The 18,105-nt window shown below is 41.8% G+C and carries 12 protein-coding genes; 10 read left to right on the top strand and 2 right to left on the bottom strand.

Annotated features, from left to right (window positions below; all coding sequences use genetic code 11):
- Positions 1 to 203 precede the first annotated feature (203 nt).
- Positions 204 to 4,205, bottom strand: a complete 4,002-nt coding sequence (locus AB4238_RS18510) for a translocation/assembly module TamB domain-containing protein (RefSeq protein WP_372034772.1) — start codon at positions 4,203 to 4,205, stop codon at positions 204 to 206.
- Positions 4,202 to 6,043 carry an autotransporter assembly complex family protein gene (locus tag AB4238_RS18505; protein WP_372034775.1) on the bottom strand — a complete coding sequence of 614 codons (1,842 nt, stop codon included), beginning with the start codon at positions 6,041 to 6,043 and terminating at the stop codon, positions 4,202 to 4,204. Before AB4238_RS18505 ends, AB4238_RS18510 begins: the two co-directional genes overlap by 4 nt.
- 156 nt (positions 6,044 to 6,199) lie before the next feature.
- On the opposite strand from AB4238_RS18505, the gene AB4238_RS18500 reads away from it, so the two are divergent.
- The 10 genes from AB4238_RS18500 (at position 6,200) to AB4238_RS18455 (ending at position 18,004) form a co-directional block, all read left to right on the top strand.
- Positions 6,200 to 7,243, top strand: a complete 1,044-nt coding sequence (locus AB4238_RS18500; protein ID WP_372034774.1) for an isoaspartyl peptidase/L-asparaginase family protein — start codon at positions 6,200 to 6,202, stop codon at positions 7,241 to 7,243.
- A gap of 93 nt (positions 7,244 to 7,336) precedes the next feature.
- Positions 7,337 to 7,636, top strand: a complete 300-nt coding sequence (locus AB4238_RS18495) for a hypothetical protein (protein ID WP_372034771.1) — start codon at positions 7,337 to 7,339, stop codon at positions 7,634 to 7,636.
- 208 nt (positions 7,637 to 7,844) lie between these two features.
- Positions 7,845 to 8,723, top strand: a complete 879-nt coding sequence (locus tag AB4238_RS18490; protein ID WP_372034773.1) for a Solitary outer membrane autotransporter beta-barrel domain — start codon at positions 7,845 to 7,847, stop codon at positions 8,721 to 8,723.
- A gap of 177 nt (positions 8,724 to 8,900) precedes the next feature.
- Entirely contained in the window at positions 8,901 to 9,317 is a 417-nt protein-coding gene (locus AB4238_RS18485) for a CBS domain-containing protein (protein ID WP_372034770.1), read from the top strand.
- A gap of 88 nt (positions 9,318 to 9,405) precedes the next feature.
- The gene (gene hrpA / locus AB4238_RS18480; protein ID WP_372034769.1) at positions 9,406 to 13,284 is read left to right on the top strand and encodes an ATP-dependent RNA helicase HrpA; all 3,879 of its coding nucleotides are present in this window, start codon (positions 9,406 to 9,408) and stop codon (positions 13,282 to 13,284) included.
- Positions 13,285 to 13,983: 699 nt separating this feature from the next.
- Positions 13,984 to 14,301 (top strand): chaperone NapD, encoded by a 318-nt coding sequence (locus AB4238_RS18475; protein WP_372034768.1) that lies wholly within the window; start codon positions 13,984 to 13,986, stop codon positions 14,299 to 14,301.
- On the top strand, positions 14,298 to 16,787 hold the full coding sequence (gene napA, locus AB4238_RS18470; protein WP_372034767.1) for a periplasmic nitrate reductase subunit alpha: 2,490 nt from the start codon (positions 14,298 to 14,300) through the stop codon (positions 16,785 to 16,787). Before AB4238_RS18475 ends, napA begins: the two co-directional genes overlap by 4 nt.
- A gap of 12 nt (positions 16,788 to 16,799) precedes the next feature.
- Positions 16,800 to 17,255, top strand: a complete 456-nt coding sequence (locus tag AB4238_RS18465; RefSeq protein ID WP_372034766.1) for a nitrate reductase cytochrome c-type subunit — start codon at positions 16,800 to 16,802, stop codon at positions 17,253 to 17,255.
- 20 nt (positions 17,256 to 17,275) lie between these two features.
- On the top strand, positions 17,276 to 17,866 hold the full coding sequence (locus tag AB4238_RS18460; protein ID WP_372034765.1) for a NapC/NirT family cytochrome c: 591 nt from the start codon (positions 17,276 to 17,278) through the stop codon (positions 17,864 to 17,866).
- 9 nt (positions 17,867 to 17,875) lie between these two features.
- The gene (locus AB4238_RS18455; RefSeq protein ID WP_371990099.1) at positions 17,876 to 18,004 is read left to right on the top strand and encodes a TIGR02808 family protein; all 129 of its coding nucleotides are present in this window, start codon (positions 17,876 to 17,878) and stop codon (positions 18,002 to 18,004) included.
- Positions 18,005 to 18,105: the final 101 nt, after the last annotated feature.

The following is an 18,105-nucleotide window of genomic DNA, read 5'->3' as shown; positions in this document are numbered from 1 at the left end:
ATTTAGTCGTATATCCAAATCTCATAGCGAAGCATAAAGTGTTTTGCCAATTTGTTTAACCTCAGCCGCACTACGTGAGCCCCTCAGTCTTTCCACTTCTGCTTTGCATTGGCTTAAAAGGGAATAACCATTTCTTTACCAATGCGTTTTGAATTGAAAAGATTGAGGGCTCTGAAAGGGTCAAATACTTAATGCAATTGCTATTAAAGGTCAAAGCTGTAGTAGATATCTAAAGATTGCTCAATGGTACCCGATACCGTCTCTAGATAAAGTTGTGACAACAGATAATAACGCACAGTCATTTCATATCCGGGGTTAAACACCCCAATACCGTATTTCACCATTAGGTCTTCACCAATAAATCCGCTAATAGCGAATCTACCATCATCGTTTGCATCGAGTTGTACATTTGAAAAGCCTATTTTTTCGATGATCCCTGTAGCTGTATTACCGATATTACCTATGGCTCCGCCGCCAATTTGGTTACTGAGTGTTAATGCTGCTCCCATCATTAAGCCGCTGTTTTGGTCGACGTCATTGCTATTTAACCCTGTACCCCTAACAATATAATTTAAAATTTCTGCCTGCTCTTTTGCTGGGTTTGAATAAAGGTTAACAATAGGTTTCATCGGTGTGCCGCTAATGCGCACACCTGCAATCACATCTTCCTCTTTAATTTCGCGAGCCGCTTCTATATTTAAATTTGGAACATCAATAGGACCAATAAACTGCATTTCACCGGCTTTGATTTTTAAGGTTTGCCCCATAAATTTATATGTACCATCGATCACCTTAATTTCGCCAAAGAGGAGTGGAGGCCTAAATGGGCTCTGCTTTAATTCTAGCTTTCCTAACAATTTGCCATTAAGTCCCATACCATCAACTTTTAAGTCGTCACCAATGTTCAAATTGACTTCTGCAGATACGGCTAAAGGTGTGGCTTTCGACGTTTGTGTTGCGAGACTGTCTTTAAACACGACGTCTTTAGACACAGCAACGCCACCTTCTGGCAACTGGACAATCGTAATGTGGCCACTTGGCACGTTAATATCGCCTTTTACATCAACGGAATGATCGGTAAAACTAAGATTGAGATCTGTTCCAACACTCAGAATTGCAAGCGGCGGCTGAATGACGGAGAGGTCTTTGCCTTTGATATCGAAATTGCCTTTTAACTGTTTATTTAACCAATCCAGTTGCCCGTCGATATACGCAAGCCCTTTGCCCATTTTGAGCTCACCATCTATTTGGGCTTGTTTACCGGCGAAGGTTAGATTCAATTCTACATCTTCAATAAGTGTTGGGTTTGCCGTTGCTAGAATCGAACCATCTCTTAGAGTGATGTCGCCGGAAGCGTGAGGATCGGCCAGCGTACCGCTCAAATTAAGATTACTAGAAACGATACCCTCTAGTGTTTCTAGTTCAGGTAGTAGCTGAGCGAGTGCTTGTAAGTTTATTTGATGCAGGGCGAGCTTGCCGTCAATGGTTCTATCGGGGGTGACACTAACAGTAAGGTTTGCATCCAAACTGGCTATCTTATGTGATTCTAGCGCGATAGTTGTTTTAAGAAACTGTTCATTTAATAGGCTTTGTATATTAAAGGATTTATATCCGACACTGACCTTATTACTATTGGTTGTTTTAAAGTCGATATTTCCAGGCTGTAGGTCCAGTTCGAACCGACCTGTAGGTTTACCTTGTTCAAACCATTTAAATTCTGATGCTAGAGTGGAGGGCGCTTGCCAGTTAATACTTTCTGGTAGCCATGGTGAAATTAAAACACCAAGATCACCAGCATATTGCATTTTTGCCTGACCACTCAAACCGACATCTATCGGTTCTTCAGCACATAGTTTTCCGCTGATATGGGACAAACAAAACGGCGTAATTTGACCTCTATTTTTTGAAAAATCGTACTGGGCACTCATTGCTTTTTCGAGGCTAACCTCCCCAAGCTTAGAATGCAGGCTTAGTTGATCTATTTGCGCACTGCCTGTGTTTTTACTGTCATCAAACTGGCTATCGATGGTCGTTGTTAACCCAAGTTCCCCGAGGGTTTCTATAGTTAAGGATTGCTGATTTAAGTCACCATTACTTTGTATTTTGATACTGTCTATAAATATAGAATCGTAATTGAACTGTTCTGAGCTTAACTGTGCTGAGTACGACTGATTATCGAGCGGGCTATATCGACCTTTTAAATTTAGTTTTTCTAGGGATAATTGATTAAATTTAAGGTCGTTAGCTAGAAGAGATACACCGATATTGGGTTGCTCTGACTCACCTGTGACGGTAATGTCGCTTTCAATTGTTCCTTGAGCATCTTGGTGCCATAAGCTTAAATCGGGTACGGTCAAATCACCGGTTAATGCCCAGCGCTTATCTACCTCACCTTCAATGTACAAAGCACTTTTCAAAGCATGAATAATCAGTCCCGTCGAACTTAAATACCAATTGTGGTTAAGTGTTAAATTACCATCGATTGTCAGTGGGTAGGTTTCTATATCGCCGTCGATTTTTGCATCTGATATGCCTACAGACCATAGTGTATTTGCTAACGAGAATTTCCCGTTACTGCTAAACTGGCCATTAATACTACTCTTAGGTAAAGGCTGTTCTAAATCGAGTTGTAGTTGGCTAATATCGAGTTTTTCAGTGACAACATTAGTATTCCATATAAACGTATCACCGTAAGTTAGTTTCCCGTCGATTGAAACATTACCCATCTCACTCTCAACCTTTAGTTCACTGAAATCAAGTGAGGCTGCTTGGTGAGTAAATAAGCTGTTTACCTTAATTAGTGGGTGGTAATCGGACTTGAAATGCGTTTGCAGGTCGATTTGTTGTAGCTCAAGATCACCATGAGTTTTAAGTTTAAGCTTAGTCGCGATATATTCGGGCTTTGTTAGCGGCCACTGAAGTTTGTTGGACTGTAGTGCGATCGAATAGGGGATTTTAGGGTTAGCTAGAGCAATACTTGAAGATAACTCAAATTCAAACTGTCCGTGACCTTCTATTTCACTCTTAAGCTCTCTAAAGCCCTGCTTTACAGATACATTGAGTTGCTGACCTTTTAGGCCTGGAACTTCATCAACGTGATCAAGATTAATATCCAATTCAAAATCCATTGGGTAATCATCTGAAAGAGACATATGCCCATCTAATTTGACCGAACCATAGCTGTGAGATACTGATAATTCATCGATATTGATCAGAAAAGTTTGATAGCTTCCACTAAGGGCAATAGTGTTAAAATGATCTTCTCTTGGCCCTAGAATTAAATCTCCGTTGTTGACCTCAAGTGATTCAACATAGACAGGTATAGGCATAAATACTTCAGGTAAATGAGCCATGGCCCACTTATTAGCATCATCAGTTATTGCATTGACGCCACTTGCTTGATTTATGGCTTCACTTGTAGAGGCCGGCTTAGCGGGTTTTTCTTCAATCACCATAGTAGCGTCTGCATTATTCTCATCGCTGCTACCGAGTGGAATAGATACTAATAAATCTTTCGCATAAATCGATTGAACTCTAATACCAGTACTTTGCCATTCAGCACTTAAATTAAGTTGCGCTGCGTTAAAGTCCATATCATTGACGCGCACAGTCACTTGGCTCAATGCACCTATAGCAAGCTTAATACCAAACGGTAAGACAATTTCTTGATTCTCTTCAATCTCATTGACGATAGTATCGATAGGTTGACTGATATCTGTGAGCAAATTGTCTTCATTGTCATTGTCGGTTGCAATTGCTGCATCATTTGTAGCCACTTCAATAGCGGTTGGCTCACCAAGCAAGTCAGTATCTATTTCAACATTAACTTTAGTTGCACTTAACTCATTTACGCATAACTGCTTTTGGATTAAGCACATAGGGTTCCAATCTAAGACTAACCCAGTGGTTTCAACTTTAACCCCTGGCATTTGCCAGTTTCCGACGTCTAATTGTAGGCGGTTATTTATTTTTCCAGATACATAACTGATGTCGAGATCAGGTACAAAAAGATCAGCTATTTTTACTGCGAAATGAGAACCAAAGTTAGTCCCTATAATAATGGCTAAGCTGATTAACAAACCTAGAGGAATATAGAAAAGTGTTCGGCAAAGGCGCTTAAACCAACGCCAAATGATTGCTCTTGCTTGGTGAGCTCTGGAACTAGATTGCGGAGCTTTATCTGAATCCGGTGTTTTTACTGTCACAGTTCAGCCCCCATCGTGATATGGATACGCCAAGGTCTACTAATGGTATCGGTTTCCTTTAAGCCTACACCCACATCAAATTTCACTGGGCCTATTGGAGATATCCAATGGATGCCGGCACCGACAGAGGTAATGGCTTCTATCTGATTAACATCAAAGGCGTTACCCGCATCAATAAAGGTGGCTACTCGCCAAGTGGGGGTGACGTAATACTGATACTCGATGCTACCTACCATCAAATAACGTCCACCGACAACTTCTCTGACTATTTCGCCTTCATCATTTATAGAATCTATAGATGGGCCGAGTTCGTTATAACTGTAGCCACGAATACTTTGGTCACCACCTGCAAAATAGCGTAATGAGGGCGGGATCTGCGCTAAATTGCTTTCATTGGTAATATTTGCGGCGAGATCTAGGCGCGATACTATACGGTGGTTTTCGAAAAACCGCTGGATCCACTTAAATTTTGCCTGCAGGCGAGCTAATCGTACTTCTGAGCCTAAACTTGGGTCCGCATATTCCAAGCTGTAATATTGTAAAAAGCCTGATTTGGGATCGAGTGAATTATCACCGCGAGACGTTTTAGACACATTTGCCCCGAATAGTACAAAGAAGGGATCGTAATCGACACCAGATTGAGTGTAACTCTCACGCATCACTTCGGCAGAGTAATTGAGGACCCATTGATGACCGAGACGTTGCTGACGGATAACCGCAAAAAGTAATTTAGATGATTCTAATTGCCCTGTATTCTTAAATTGTCTGTCGTCTTCATTGTAAACTTGAGTTACACCATACTTGTCTCGTAACATGCCAACCCGCAATTTAAGCTGGTCATCGAGAGGGTGAGTTAATGGAATGGTGTAGGCGGTCAAAAATTTTGGTCTATCAGGCGCCCATTCTGCTGAAGTTTCTTGAGAATGACCATAACTATTTATTTGTGGTGTACGCCAAGTCACTCTAACTCGGGGCTCGATATTGTTATCGACGGTACTACCGACATCCACACCTAAGCCAAGCTCAATTGAGTGATCGGGTTTCGGGCTTAGATCGACCCTAACGGGGACAAGTACCCCTTCAACTTGCTCAACTAAAGGTAATACTTTGATATTTGAAAAGTAGCCTGTATCGAGTAGTTGTCTATTCAATTGCCCCAAATTGCCAGTACTATAGGGAGCATCGAGTTCGAATGGGATCAGTTTCTCTAAAATTTCGGGCTGTAGTGTGTGACCAGTAAAGGTAACTTCACCTATATGGTAGCGCTTGCCAGAATCATAATGCAGCGCTATTTTTGCGCTATTATAGTCCCTATCAACCTCTATCTCGGCCTTATCAAATTTGCCATCAAAATAACCTCGAGCTAATGATAATGCCAGTAACTGAGCTTTTAATTCTTCATATACGCCATGATTAAGCCTGTCTCCTGGCCGAATAGTCAATTGGGATAGCCATTGTTCGAACAATTGATCATTACGCATCTCACCAATGACTTGAATATCAACCCAGCGGACTGTTGTTGGCTCTCCAGGAGTGATGTGATAGCTAAGTTGCCAAAGGCCTTTATCGTTGCGGTTAAACTCTTGTTCTATCTTGCTATTGTAATACCCCATAGAGTGTAAAGCAGCATTGATATTATCTTCAGCATTAAAAATAAAGGCGCGGCGTTGTACATCTGACTTAGGTAATGTCCCCAGATGCGCTTTTACATTGCGTTCAAGGCTACCTGTTACGCCTTCTACCTTCAGTGTTAACAGGTCATTTGCGAAGACAGCAAAAGGACTCAGTAGAAAACCGAACAATAATATCAGTATGCTGGTTGTTCGAATCAAACTTATCAAAAATATCAGACTCTTATTATTAACTTTAGTTTTATGAAGCTATTGTCACTAGAATCGCCAAATCAAGCAAGTTGCTGATTGTAATTATGGTCGAAAATAGTTACAAAGAGAGCAAATAAATGAAAAAGGTTACCGTTTGTGAATTATTCTCCAATCGTAGTGAGTTGTTTATTGGCATTAACCATTGTAACGCCCGCGGCTTTTGCAACCGAAAAGCCATTTTCTATCGCAATTCATGGCGGTGCAGGTACCATTTCCAAAGCAAAATTGACCGATGAGCAGCAAAAGGCCTATCGCAGTAAGCTACAAGAAGCCATTGATGCTGGTTATAAAGTGCTTAGTGAGGGCGGTGACAGCTTAGAAGCTGTCAAGGTGTCTATTAATATTCTTGAAGATAGCCCGTTGTTTAATGCGGGCTTAGGTGCTGTTTACACCTATGATGGTGCCCATGAGATGGATTCATCTATTATGGATGGTAAAACCATGAACGCGGGTGCTGTTGCTGGGGTTAGGCATATTAAAAACCCAATCAATTTAGCTCAAACCGTAATGGAGAAGTCTCCACATGTAATGCTTTCAGGCCAAGGTGCTGAAGAGTTTGCCCTAACACAAGGGTATAATTTGGTACCCGTTAGCCATTTCGATACCGAAAACCGTTATAAACAGCTGCAAAGTGCTAAAGATAAAATTAACAAGGCTGAATCAAATAAAGCCTATCAGGCAAGCACTGGGCATAACTATAAGCAAAGTGCTTTAGATTATATGGAGTTCGATTACAAATTTGGCACTGTCGGCGCCGTCGCGCTCGATCAAAACGGTAACCTCGCGGCTGGTACTTCAACCGGTGGCATGACGGCTAAACGCTTTGGTCGTATTGGTGATTCACCAGTAATTGGCGCTGGCACTTACGCCGAAAATGGAGTTTGTGCAGTATCGGCAACAGGCCACGGAGAGTATTTTATCCGTTATCACGTGGCAGGTGATATTTGTGCCAAAGTTAAATATCAAAAGAAATCAATCATTCAAGCGGCAGATGAAGTGATTAACCAGCGGCTAATCACTGCTGGTGGCACAGGAGGAGTGATCGCCATAGACCAGCGTGGCAACATTGCGACACCGTTTAATACTGAAGGTATGTATCGTGCTACTCGTAAGAATGGTGAGGAAGCGCAAGTGATGATTTGGTCTGATCTATAGTCTTGTTAATGTGTACCAAGCTTAATCAGCGAGCTTTGGTGCACATTTTCAATTACACTTATAGACATATTCATTGTTATAACTAGCCGTTTTATGTCTCCTAAGCCCGATCGCGTTACCGCGATGAAAAATATTATTAAGCAAGTTAAACAGGAGCTCCCCCTTAAAGACCCGCAACACTTTGTATGTGGACCTGAGGGAGCCTGTATTGGCTGCCCTAAAAAACTGTTAGAGATTGTAGACAGTGAATTGAGTTATTGGGAGAGTGCAATAGATAATGGTGATGTGCCTCAATTAGGTGATATTAGTCGTTTTGCAAAACTGTGCACAAATGTCAGACGTGGACTGGTACGAAACAACGTTTTGGATAAATATCAGAGCACTAAACAGTAGTGTTTAGGCATTGAGTCACAGCAAGCATTAAATGGCAGCAGAATAATTGTCGAACAGTAACACTTCTGAATCAAAGGCAATCGATGCATATTTATAGAGTAATGATATGTTTAATCGTGATATTGGGCTATTTGAGCAACACAGCCTTAGGAGCTAACCAATCGATTAGCTCTCTCGATAACATGGTGAGCCGAGTTATCGAGAGAATATCGCAACTGCCATTGTGTTAACCGATGCTAATTTAATCACATTAGGAGTGGTCAATTTTGATCCTAGCTCGGTTATCGATTTTGGCGATTTAGATGCAGGGTCTCAAAGCTCGCTGGAACGGCGTCGAGAACTAAAAACCTATTCTTTACCGTGGAGCTCCGACTGGGCTGATGTGACTGCTCATTGGCAAACTGCCACTTATCTTAAATTATCTTATGTTGGTTCGAGTCAAACTGTCGATTTCGCTCAACCCGCTGAGCAATTGGACTTTTTTTCTGAGAACAGCTACCTGTTTCAAGCTGAGCAACGTTGGCAATACCCGCTAAGCGAGCACTGGCAAGTTCAGCTTGGGGTTGGTGCCCAAGCCATTTGGTACGAAAATGACTTTAAATATCGAAGTGTGCTGCAGCAATTGGCACCTGTATTTGATGATGGCTTACTAAATACCTCTTATGGTGCGTTAATGATTGATCCATCAATCGAGTTTAGATACGACAGTCACTTTTATGGTCATCGGTGGCAGTTCATCAGTAGTTATCGATATGCTATAGGACACACTCTATTAACTGACTCTGAACCGCAAAATGTTACAGCAAAAGTCGGTCGTTTCAATAACACTTTACTCTTCCATTATCAGCTTCCACAACTGGGTATGAATGATAACGAATTGCGCTTTATGTTTAAGAGAATTGATTTATCTGGTGATGCGGTAGAGCCTTTAGCTACCGACCACTATTACGAAGTTGGCGCAGGTTGGGTGATTGACACACCTTGGTTAAATTCATGGGTAGATAACTTAGGTATTGGCGTTACGGTTAATGTCGGTAGTGTACTTAGTGGCGGCAGCATTCTTTTGTTATTTAATGAGGATATTTAATCCTTTTAGGACGAGAATCCATTTTTTAAAGTTCAACCACCATCGCTAATAGCAACATTTAGAATCCTATTAATTTTTCAGATTCGAGTCACTCGTTTAAGGCTATCGTTTTTATCCACTCCCCAGCTGCCAAATATTAGCTAAACTAAAATTGAGGCAATTAATTAGGGGAATGTAATGGATTCAATACATGTAAAAGAGCATATGGATCGTCAACCAGTGATGCTAAAGCCTTCAATGTCTTTAGCGACTGCAGTTGAAAATCTATTAACTCATAAAAAATTAGGAGCGCCAGTTGTTGATCATGACGGCAAGCTAGTGGGCTTTTTATCACAACAAGATTGTTTGGCTGTTATGCTAAAAAGTAGTTATCACTGTGACCTAACTGCGATTGTTAAAGATTGTATGCGCACCGACGTATTATCAGTAGAGCCAAATACCAGTGTGTTAGCCTTAGCTGAGCAGATGCTAGGCCCAAAACCTAAGGTTTATCCTGTAGTAGATGGCGGTAAAGTTGTTGGCACTATAAATCGAACAAATGTACTTGCGGCCATTAATACCTATATGCAGCAATGTTATTTAACACCCGCTTAAAATATAAAGATATTTTATATCTGCTATACCACTGAAGTGCGTTCCTTGTTAGGATCAGCCTCTTTGATTTTGGCTATGGAATTTGCACTTGAGTTCGCAACAGCATCATTTATCTAACGCATTTTTAAAACACTGTTATGAAGCCGACGCCGCTAAAATAAGGCGTCGTCTTTTTAGGCTCCGCAAAGAGCCTGATTCTGAGAAAAAGAGTGCAACGTTAGATTCTCTTGAAAAGCTGGCTATAGCGTCTCAAAAGAAAGTCGAGCTGCGCTTAGCAAATCGTCCCCAAGTGAGCTTTCCTGAAAACCTACCTGTATCGCAAAAGCGTGATGAGATTGCGAAGGCTATTGCCGACAATCAAGTGGTCATTATTGCTGGTGAAACCGGCTCAGGTAAAACCACTCAGTTACCTAAAATTTGTCTGGAACTAGGTTTAGGCACTCGTGGCCTAATTGGCCATACACAGCCACGTAGACTTGCTGCCCGCAGTGTTGCCACGCGCATTGCTGAAGAGATGAATACGCCACTTGGCGAGGCGGTAGGTTTTAAAGTACGTTTTGCTGATGCGATTAAGCCAGAATCCTATATCAAGTTAATGACTGACGGTATTTTATTAGCAGAACTTACCTCAGATAAATTCTTGAATCAGTATGACACCATCATTATCGATGAAGCTCACGAGCGTAGTCTTAATATTGATTTTATCTTAGGTTACCTGAAGAATGTCCTAAAGAAACGTCCAGATCTTAAAGTCATTATTACCTCGGCAACCATCGATGTTGAGCGTTTCTCACAACATTTTGACGGTGCGCCAGTTATCGAAGTCTCAGGTCGAACATACCCGGTTGAGACTCGCTACCGCCCATTAGTTAAAGACAGCGATGAAGACTTAGATCTGGTGGATGGCATTTTTGCAGCGACAGATGAGCTGATCAATGAAGGTCTTGGCGACATTCTAATATTTATGAATGGCGAACGAGAAATTCGTGATGTTGCAGAGCAACTGAATCGAAGACAGTATCGAGACACTGAAATATTGCCTTTATATGCAAGACTTTCTTATGGCGAACAGTCAAAAGTATTTAAGAGTCATGTCGGCAGGCGTATCGTATTAGCGACAAACGTTGCCGAGACCTCATTAACGGTGCCGGGCATTCGTTATGTCATAGACCCAGGCACGGCGCGTATTAGCCGTTATAGCTATCGCACCAAAGTACAACGCCTACCGATTGAGCCCATTTCGCAAGCGAGTGCAAATCAGCGTCAAGGTCGTTGTGGTCGTGTTGCCCCAGGGATCTGTATCAGACTATACAGTGAAGATGACTTTACCTCTCGCCCTGAATTTACCGATCCTGAGATTTTACGCACAAATCTTGCATCAGTTATCTTAAAGATGTTGTCTATTGGACTAGGTGACATCGAAGGCTTCCCATTTATTCAGCCACCAGATGCCCGTTATATCCGTGATGGTTTTATGTTGCTTGAAGAACTACAAGCAGTAAGCCAGAAAAAGAGGCAGCTAAACTTAACTGCACTTGGGAAACAGCTTGCGCATATCCCAGTCGATCCGCGTCTGGCAAGGATGGTTATACAGGCCCATCAAAACGGTTGTTTGCATGAAGCGCTAGTGATCACATCTGCATTGTCTATCCAAGATCCACGTGAGCGACCAATGGATAAGAAGCAAGCTGCCGATCAAGCTCACAATCGTTTTAGTGATAAAGACTCCGATTTTGTTTCATATTTAAATTTATGGGATTTTTTAAAGCAAAGCCAAAAGGAGCTGTCGAGCAATCAATTTAGAAAGCAGTGTAAGGCTGAGTTTTTAGCCTACCTTAGGGTTCGGGAGTGGCAAGATCTATATGCACAACTTAGACAAGCTACCCATGAACTAAAATGGAAGCTTAATGACACCAATGCTGAACTGAATTATGAACTGTTACACAAGTCATTGTTAACCGGCTTATTAAGCCATATTGGCTTTAAAGATAAAGACAAAGAATACCTTGGTGCTCGTAATCGTAAGTTTTTTGTATTTCCAGGATCGCCTCTGGCCAAAAAAGGCCCTAAATGGTTGATGGCAGCAGAGCTCACCGAAACATCGCGTTTATTTGCACGCTGCTGTGCCAAAATCCAGCCTGAGTGGATAGAGCCACTGGCGGCGCATCTCGTGAAAAAGAATTATGTAGAGCCACACTTTGAGTCGAAACAGGGTTCAGTCGTGGCATTAGAAAATCAAGTGCTGTATGGCTTGCAGATAGTGAATCGACGTAAAGTGCAGTACGGCCCAATTGAGCCCGTAGAAGCGCGAGATATCTTTATTCGTTCTGCACTTGCTGAGGGCGAACTTAGGACTAATGAAGCGTTTTTCATCAATAACCAGAAGTTATTGCTAGACATTGAGTCACTTGAACATAAGTCTCGCCGACGAGATATTTTAGTCGACGAACAAGCATTGTTTCATTTCTACGAACCTAAAATTCCCGCTAACATTTATAATGCTCCGACATTTATAAAGTGGTGGAAGAAAGCAAAACAACAGAATCCTGAACTGCTTGATTTTGAACGTGCAGCGTTAATGCAGCGCAGTAGCGACCATGTGTCGGCTCTGGATTTTCCTGAACAATGGTACAAAGGTAATTTAACGCTCAAGGTCAGTTACCATTTTGAGCCATCAGCCGCTGATGATGGCGTATCGGTGCACATACCTGTTGCATTGATCAATCAAGTTGATGATTTAGATTTTGATTGGATAGTCCCAGGGCTTCGTGAAGAAAAATGTATTGCTTTGATTAAGTCACTGCCCAAAGCACTACGGAGAAATTTTGTCCCTGCACCAGATTATGCAAAAGCCTGTTTACAAGCGATCACACCTTTCGAATTGCCACTGATTGAAGCGATGTGCAAACAGCTACTTAGAATGAGTGGGGTGCGGATTTCAGCTGAAGATTTTGATGAATCACAATTGGCACAGCATCTGCTTGTTAATTTTAAAGTTGAAGGCGATAAAGGAAAGTTGCTGACTCAAGGGCGGATTCTTGAACCGTTAAAGTCGAGTATGCAAGGTCAAGTCGTACAAGCCATTCGTGAAGTTGCAGATTCAGGTATTGAACAAAAAGGGATTGAAAAATGGTCCTTTGGTGATCTACCAAAACAATTTGAACAAAAGAAAGGTAATTTTGAAGTTAAAGCCTTTCCTGCGCTGGTGGATGATAAAACCAGTGTTTCGATCAAATTATTTGATGATGAGTTTGAGGCGCAAAAACAACATCGAATTGGTCTGCAGAGGTTGTTATTAATCAATATTCCTTCGCCAGTAAAGCATTTACAAAAATCACTGCCAAATAAAGCTAAACTGGCCATGTACTTTAACCCATTTGGCCAAGTACAAGTGCTGATTGATGATATCTTATCGGCAGCGGTGCAACAGCTTATTGATGAAAAAGGGATCGATATTCGCGCCGAGCAGCAGTTTAATGAAGCCAGAGAGTGGGTGAGGCAAGAGCTTAACCCTACAGCTGAAAAAATTGCACTCAAGGTTGAAGAGGTACTGACTATTTACAATCGTATAAAGAAGCGATTGAAAGGAAAAATTAGTTTAGATATAGCATTTGCCATGAGTGATATTCAAAGCCAACTTGACCAACTAGTATTTAAAGGTTTTGTAGAGCAGTGCGGTTGGAACCGACTCAGCGATATAATTCGTTACCTAAAAGCGATAGAGAACCGCTTAGATAAACTCCCAGTTGATCCTAATCGTGATCGCCTGCATATGCACAGCATTAACAAAGTTCAAGAAGTGTTAAAAGGACAAATGGTAAAACTGCCTAAATCAATGCCAGTCCCTGATGTTTTAACGGAAGCTCGATGGATGATTGAGGAGTATAGGGTGTCTTGTTTTGCGCAAGTACTGGGTACCGCTTATCCAATTTCTGAGAAACGAATTTTAAACCAATTGCAGAGCTAGTGTTTATATTGCTCTACTACCAGCACGTTTAATGTTGGTAGTAGAATGGAAGCCTTAATGTGCTCTTTGCTCGTCCTCATTTTTACCTCCCGCCTAAATATTGTTGTTATTGTGTTATAAACATTTGTAAAGCCCAAAAGAAACAGCCATTATTGAATGACCTTTTAAGTAAATGCTGAAGTAAGCATTTGACTTGTTGGGTCATTTTTTAATCGAATAAACCATGCTGAATACGTGATCAAGTTAAATATTGCATAAAAAAGATGATCTAGATCAACCTAGCGGGAGCTTTACCAAAAGTAGGTATATAACAGTCAGATAGAGAGCTGTTACTCTCTGCGCCAAGTTAACTATATGTTGATATTGGCTCTGGTTCTGGTGAAGAACCAACAAAAATACTGACTGTTGAAATCGTACTTTGCTATCCGTTTTACGCTAGTTAAATTTTATAGCTGAAGTCGCGACAACAGAATATGAAAAGTGGGTTTTGATGATTTTGTCAATTTCCTAGCTATGAAATGATGTTCTAGCCAGTTTTTTCGTCCGCTAGAAAGCGCTAAACGGTTTTAACTAGAGCATTGTAGGGAATCAACAATAACAATAACAAAACAGGACTGTAATGGATGAGGGGGAACTTGATGAAGTTATCCAGAGAAAATCCTTTCAGCTTTATTACTCAGATAGATAAGGAACGCAACCATGTCGTTACCTGAGGCTCATATTTCTAGCTTGCTGGTTCAAGTTAGTCCAGAGCACTTAAGCAAAACTCAAGAACTCATTTTAGAGTTTAAAGAAGCCGAAATTTATGGTGTCAGCGAAGTAGGAAAAATAGTCGTAGTGCTTGAAACGCAAACTGAAGGCTTTATTAGCGATATTATTGGGAAAATAAGTGATATGCCTGGTGTGCTTGGCGCAACTATGGTGTACCACCAAATCGATAGTGAGCCTACTGACAGTGCTGAATCCACCCATTTACCCCCTTATAACAAAAAGTGTGTTAGCGAGGAACAAGTATGAAAATGTCTAGACGTGAGTTTATCAAAGCAAATGCTGCAGCGTCTGCTGCGGCACTTGCCGGTGTTACTCTTCCAGCCACAGCAACAAACTTAATCGCCGCCAGTGACGAGTCAAAGATACATTGGGACAAAGCGCCATGTCGTTTTTGTGGCACAGGTTGTTCGGTTTTAGTGGGTACTCAAGAAGGTAAAGTTGTTGCGACTCAGGGCGATCCTGAAGCACCTGTGAACAAAGGCCTTAACTGTATTAAGGGTTACTTTTTATCAAAAATCATGTACGGCTCAGATCGTCTAACACAGCCGTTGCTTCGTCAAACAAATGGCAAGTTTGATAAAAATGGTGATTTTGCACCAGTTAGCTGGGATCAAGCTTTTGATATCATGGCTGAAAAATGGAAGACAGCTCTTAAAGCTAAAGGCCCTACCAGTGTGGGTATGTTTGGTTCTGGTCAATGGACTGTAATGGAAGGTTACGCTGCGTCTAAAATGATGAAAGCAGGTTTCCGTTCAAATAACATCGACCCTAACGCTCGTCACTGTATGGCATCTGCTGTGGGTGGCTTCATGCGTAGTTTTGGTATTGATGAACCAATGGGTTGTTACGATGACTTTGAACACGCAGACGCCTTTGTGTTATGGGGCTCTAACATGGCAGAAATGCACCCAATTTTGTGGAGCCGCATTACTGACCGCCGTTTAAGCCACCCTCATGTAAAAGTGAATGTACTATCGACTTATTACCATCGTTCATTTGAACTTGCTGACGAAGGCTATATTTTCGAACCGCAAACGGATTTGGTTATTGCCAACTTTATTGCAAACTACATTATTCAGAATGACGCGGTAAATTGGGATTTCGTTAATAAGCACACCCACTTTAAGCAGGCAACTACAGATATCGGTTACGGCTTGCGTGATGATAATCCATTACAGAAAGCGGCTGCTAACCCTAATAGTGGTAAAGTGACCGCTATTGATTTTGAAGAGTACAAGAAATCTGTCGCGCCATACACGCTTGAAAAATCGGCTGAAATGACGGGCATGACTGAAGAGCAGCTTGTAAAGCTTGCTCAACAATTTGCTGACCCTAAGATCAAAGTCATGTCTCTTTGGACCATGGGGATGAACCAACATACCCGCGGCGTGTGGATGAACTCCCTTGTTTACAACATTCACTTACTGGTTGGTAAAATATCAACTCCTGGTAATGGGCCTTTCTCATTGACTGGCCAACCATCTGCCTGTGGTACAGCGCGTGAAGTAGGTACATTCTCACATCGTTTGCCAGCAGATATGGTTGTTGCTAACCCTGAACACCGTAAGCATGCCGAGCATTTATGGAAAATTCCTGAAGGTACAATCCCACCAAAGCCAGGCTTTCATGCGGTATTGCAAGATCGCAAGCTAAATGATGGTGTGTTAAATGCGTATTGGACAATGTGTAACAACAATATGCAGGCGGGGCCTAACATCAATGAAGAGCGATTACCGGGTTACCGCAACCCTGACAACTTCATTGTTTGCTCAGATCCATACCCTACAGCGACAGCTCAAGCAGCAGATTTAATCTTGCCAACAGCAATGTGGGTTGAGAAAGAGGGCGCTTATGGTAACGCAGAACGACGTACTCAGGTTTGGTACCAACAAGTTGCTGCACCTGGTGAAGCTAAATCCGATTTATGGCAGTTACTTGAATTTTCAAAACGTTTCAAGATTGAAGAAGTTTGGTCTGAAGAGTTGATTGCTAAAATGCCTGAAGTACGTGGCAAAACCATGTATGAAGTGCTGTTTGAAAACGGACAAGTCAACAAGTTTCCACTGACTGAAGCTCAAGAGTTAAATGATGACGCAAAAGATCAAGGTTACTACGTACAGAAAGGTCTGTTTGAAGAGTATGCAAGCTTTGGCCGTGGTCATGGACACGATTTAGCACCGTACGATCGCTATCACCAAGAGCGTGGTCTTCGTTGGCCTGTTGTTGATGGTAAAGAAACAAAATGGCGCTTTAAAGAAGGCTCAGACCCTTATGTTGGAAAAGGTAAAGGTTTTGAATTCTATGGTAAGCCAGATGGCAAGGCATGGATTATTTCCGCGCCATATGAAGCGCCACCAGAGTCACCAGATGAAGAGTTTAACCTGTGGTTATGTACTGGTCGAGTATTAGAGCATTGGCACACCGGGACGATGACTCGTCGAGTTCCTGAACTGTACAAGGCAGTGCCAGATGCTAGTTGTTTCATGCATCCAGATGATGCGAAGGCACATAATGTTCGTCGTGGTGATGAAGTTCTACTTAGCAACAAACGTGGTGAAGTGCGTGCTCGTGTTGAAACTCGAGGTCGTAACCGTCCACCTAAAGGGCTAGTCTTTGTGCCATTCTTCGATGCGCGTATTTTAATTAATAAGCTTATCTTAGATGCTACAGATCCTTTGTCTAAGCAGACTGACTTTAAAAAGTGTCCAATCAAAATCACTAAAGTGGCATAAGGCAGGTTTAATATGAAAAAGTTACTTTTATTAACAATCAGTTTTAGTTTAGCCACCATAAGTGCTTTTGCTGTGAGCGAGGAACGTGGGATTGGCGGTGTTGAATCTTTACGTGGTACTACTGAGCTAGAAACAACTAGACCTGCAGATCCAATGAAGAAAGTACCAAGAGATCAGGTGGATATTGAAAGCAGTTATGTTTTTCAGCCACCATTGATCCCGCATCACATTAGACATTATGAGTTGTCACTCAATGCCAACAAGTGTCTGTCGTGCCATGGTTGGAAAAATGCTAAGGAGATGGGCGCAACGAAAATTAGTGTTACTCACTTCACCAACCGTAATGATGAAGTGTTAGCTGACGTTTCGCCTAGACGCTACTTTTGTCTCCAGTGTCATGTGACACAAGCAGATGCTAAACCGTTAGTAAGCAATACCTTCGAACGCGTTAAGTCACTGCAAAATTAAGATAAAAGGCAGGTAATAATATGAAATCGATTATTAACGCTTTAAAGGCCCTTTGGGCAGTATTTAAGCGGCCAAGTAAAGCCGCTGTAGGTATCGTGCTGTTCATGGGCTTTATTGGCGGTCTTTTATTCTGGGGTGCGTTTAACACCGGTATGGAAGCGACTAACACTGAAGAGTTTTGTTCTGGATGTCATGCTCCAATTGTGGCTGAAATTCAAGAAACGATTCACTATGCAAACCGCTCTGGTGTTCGTGCTATCTGTTCAGACTGCCACGTGCCACATGCTTGGACTGACAAAATAGTACGAAAGGTACAGGCTTCAAAAGAGCTATTTGCCTACTTCGTTACCCAAACGATTAACACTCCTGAAAAGTTTAAAGAGCGTCGTGCTCATTTAGCAGAAAGGGAGTGGGCTAGGTTGAAGAAAAACGATTCATTAGAGTGTCGTAACTGTCACAACTTTGAGTTTATGGATTTTTCAGAGCAAAGCCCTCGCAGCGCGAGACAGCACTCAACCTCGCTAGCTAATGGTGACAAAACCTGTGTAGATTGCCATAAAGGTATTGCACATAATCTACCAGACATGCATAAAGTTGAAGGTTGGCAATAAGGAGCCATTATGAGTACATTTGAATCAGTTATATGGCATATTCTTGGTTATAGTGCCATGCCTGTTATCATTTTAGGTGGTTTTTCGGTTGTTGCTTTAGCTTCTCTTTGGATTTTATCCAAAACTGCTGATAAATAGACACCGATAGCGAAAGACAAAAAAGCCTGGCTTAAATTAAGTCAGGCTTTTTTATTTTAAATTTTTTACTGAAGATTTGGCATGTAATACCAATCAGTATA

It is taken from the genome of Shewanella sp. 10N.286.45.A1, from assembly GCF_041470405.1.
GTDB lineage: Bacteria > Pseudomonadota > Gammaproteobacteria > Enterobacterales > Shewanellaceae > Shewanella.
The sequence above is the reverse complement of the archived record's forward strand: the minus strand, read 5'-3'. Positions and strand labels throughout refer to the sequence as shown.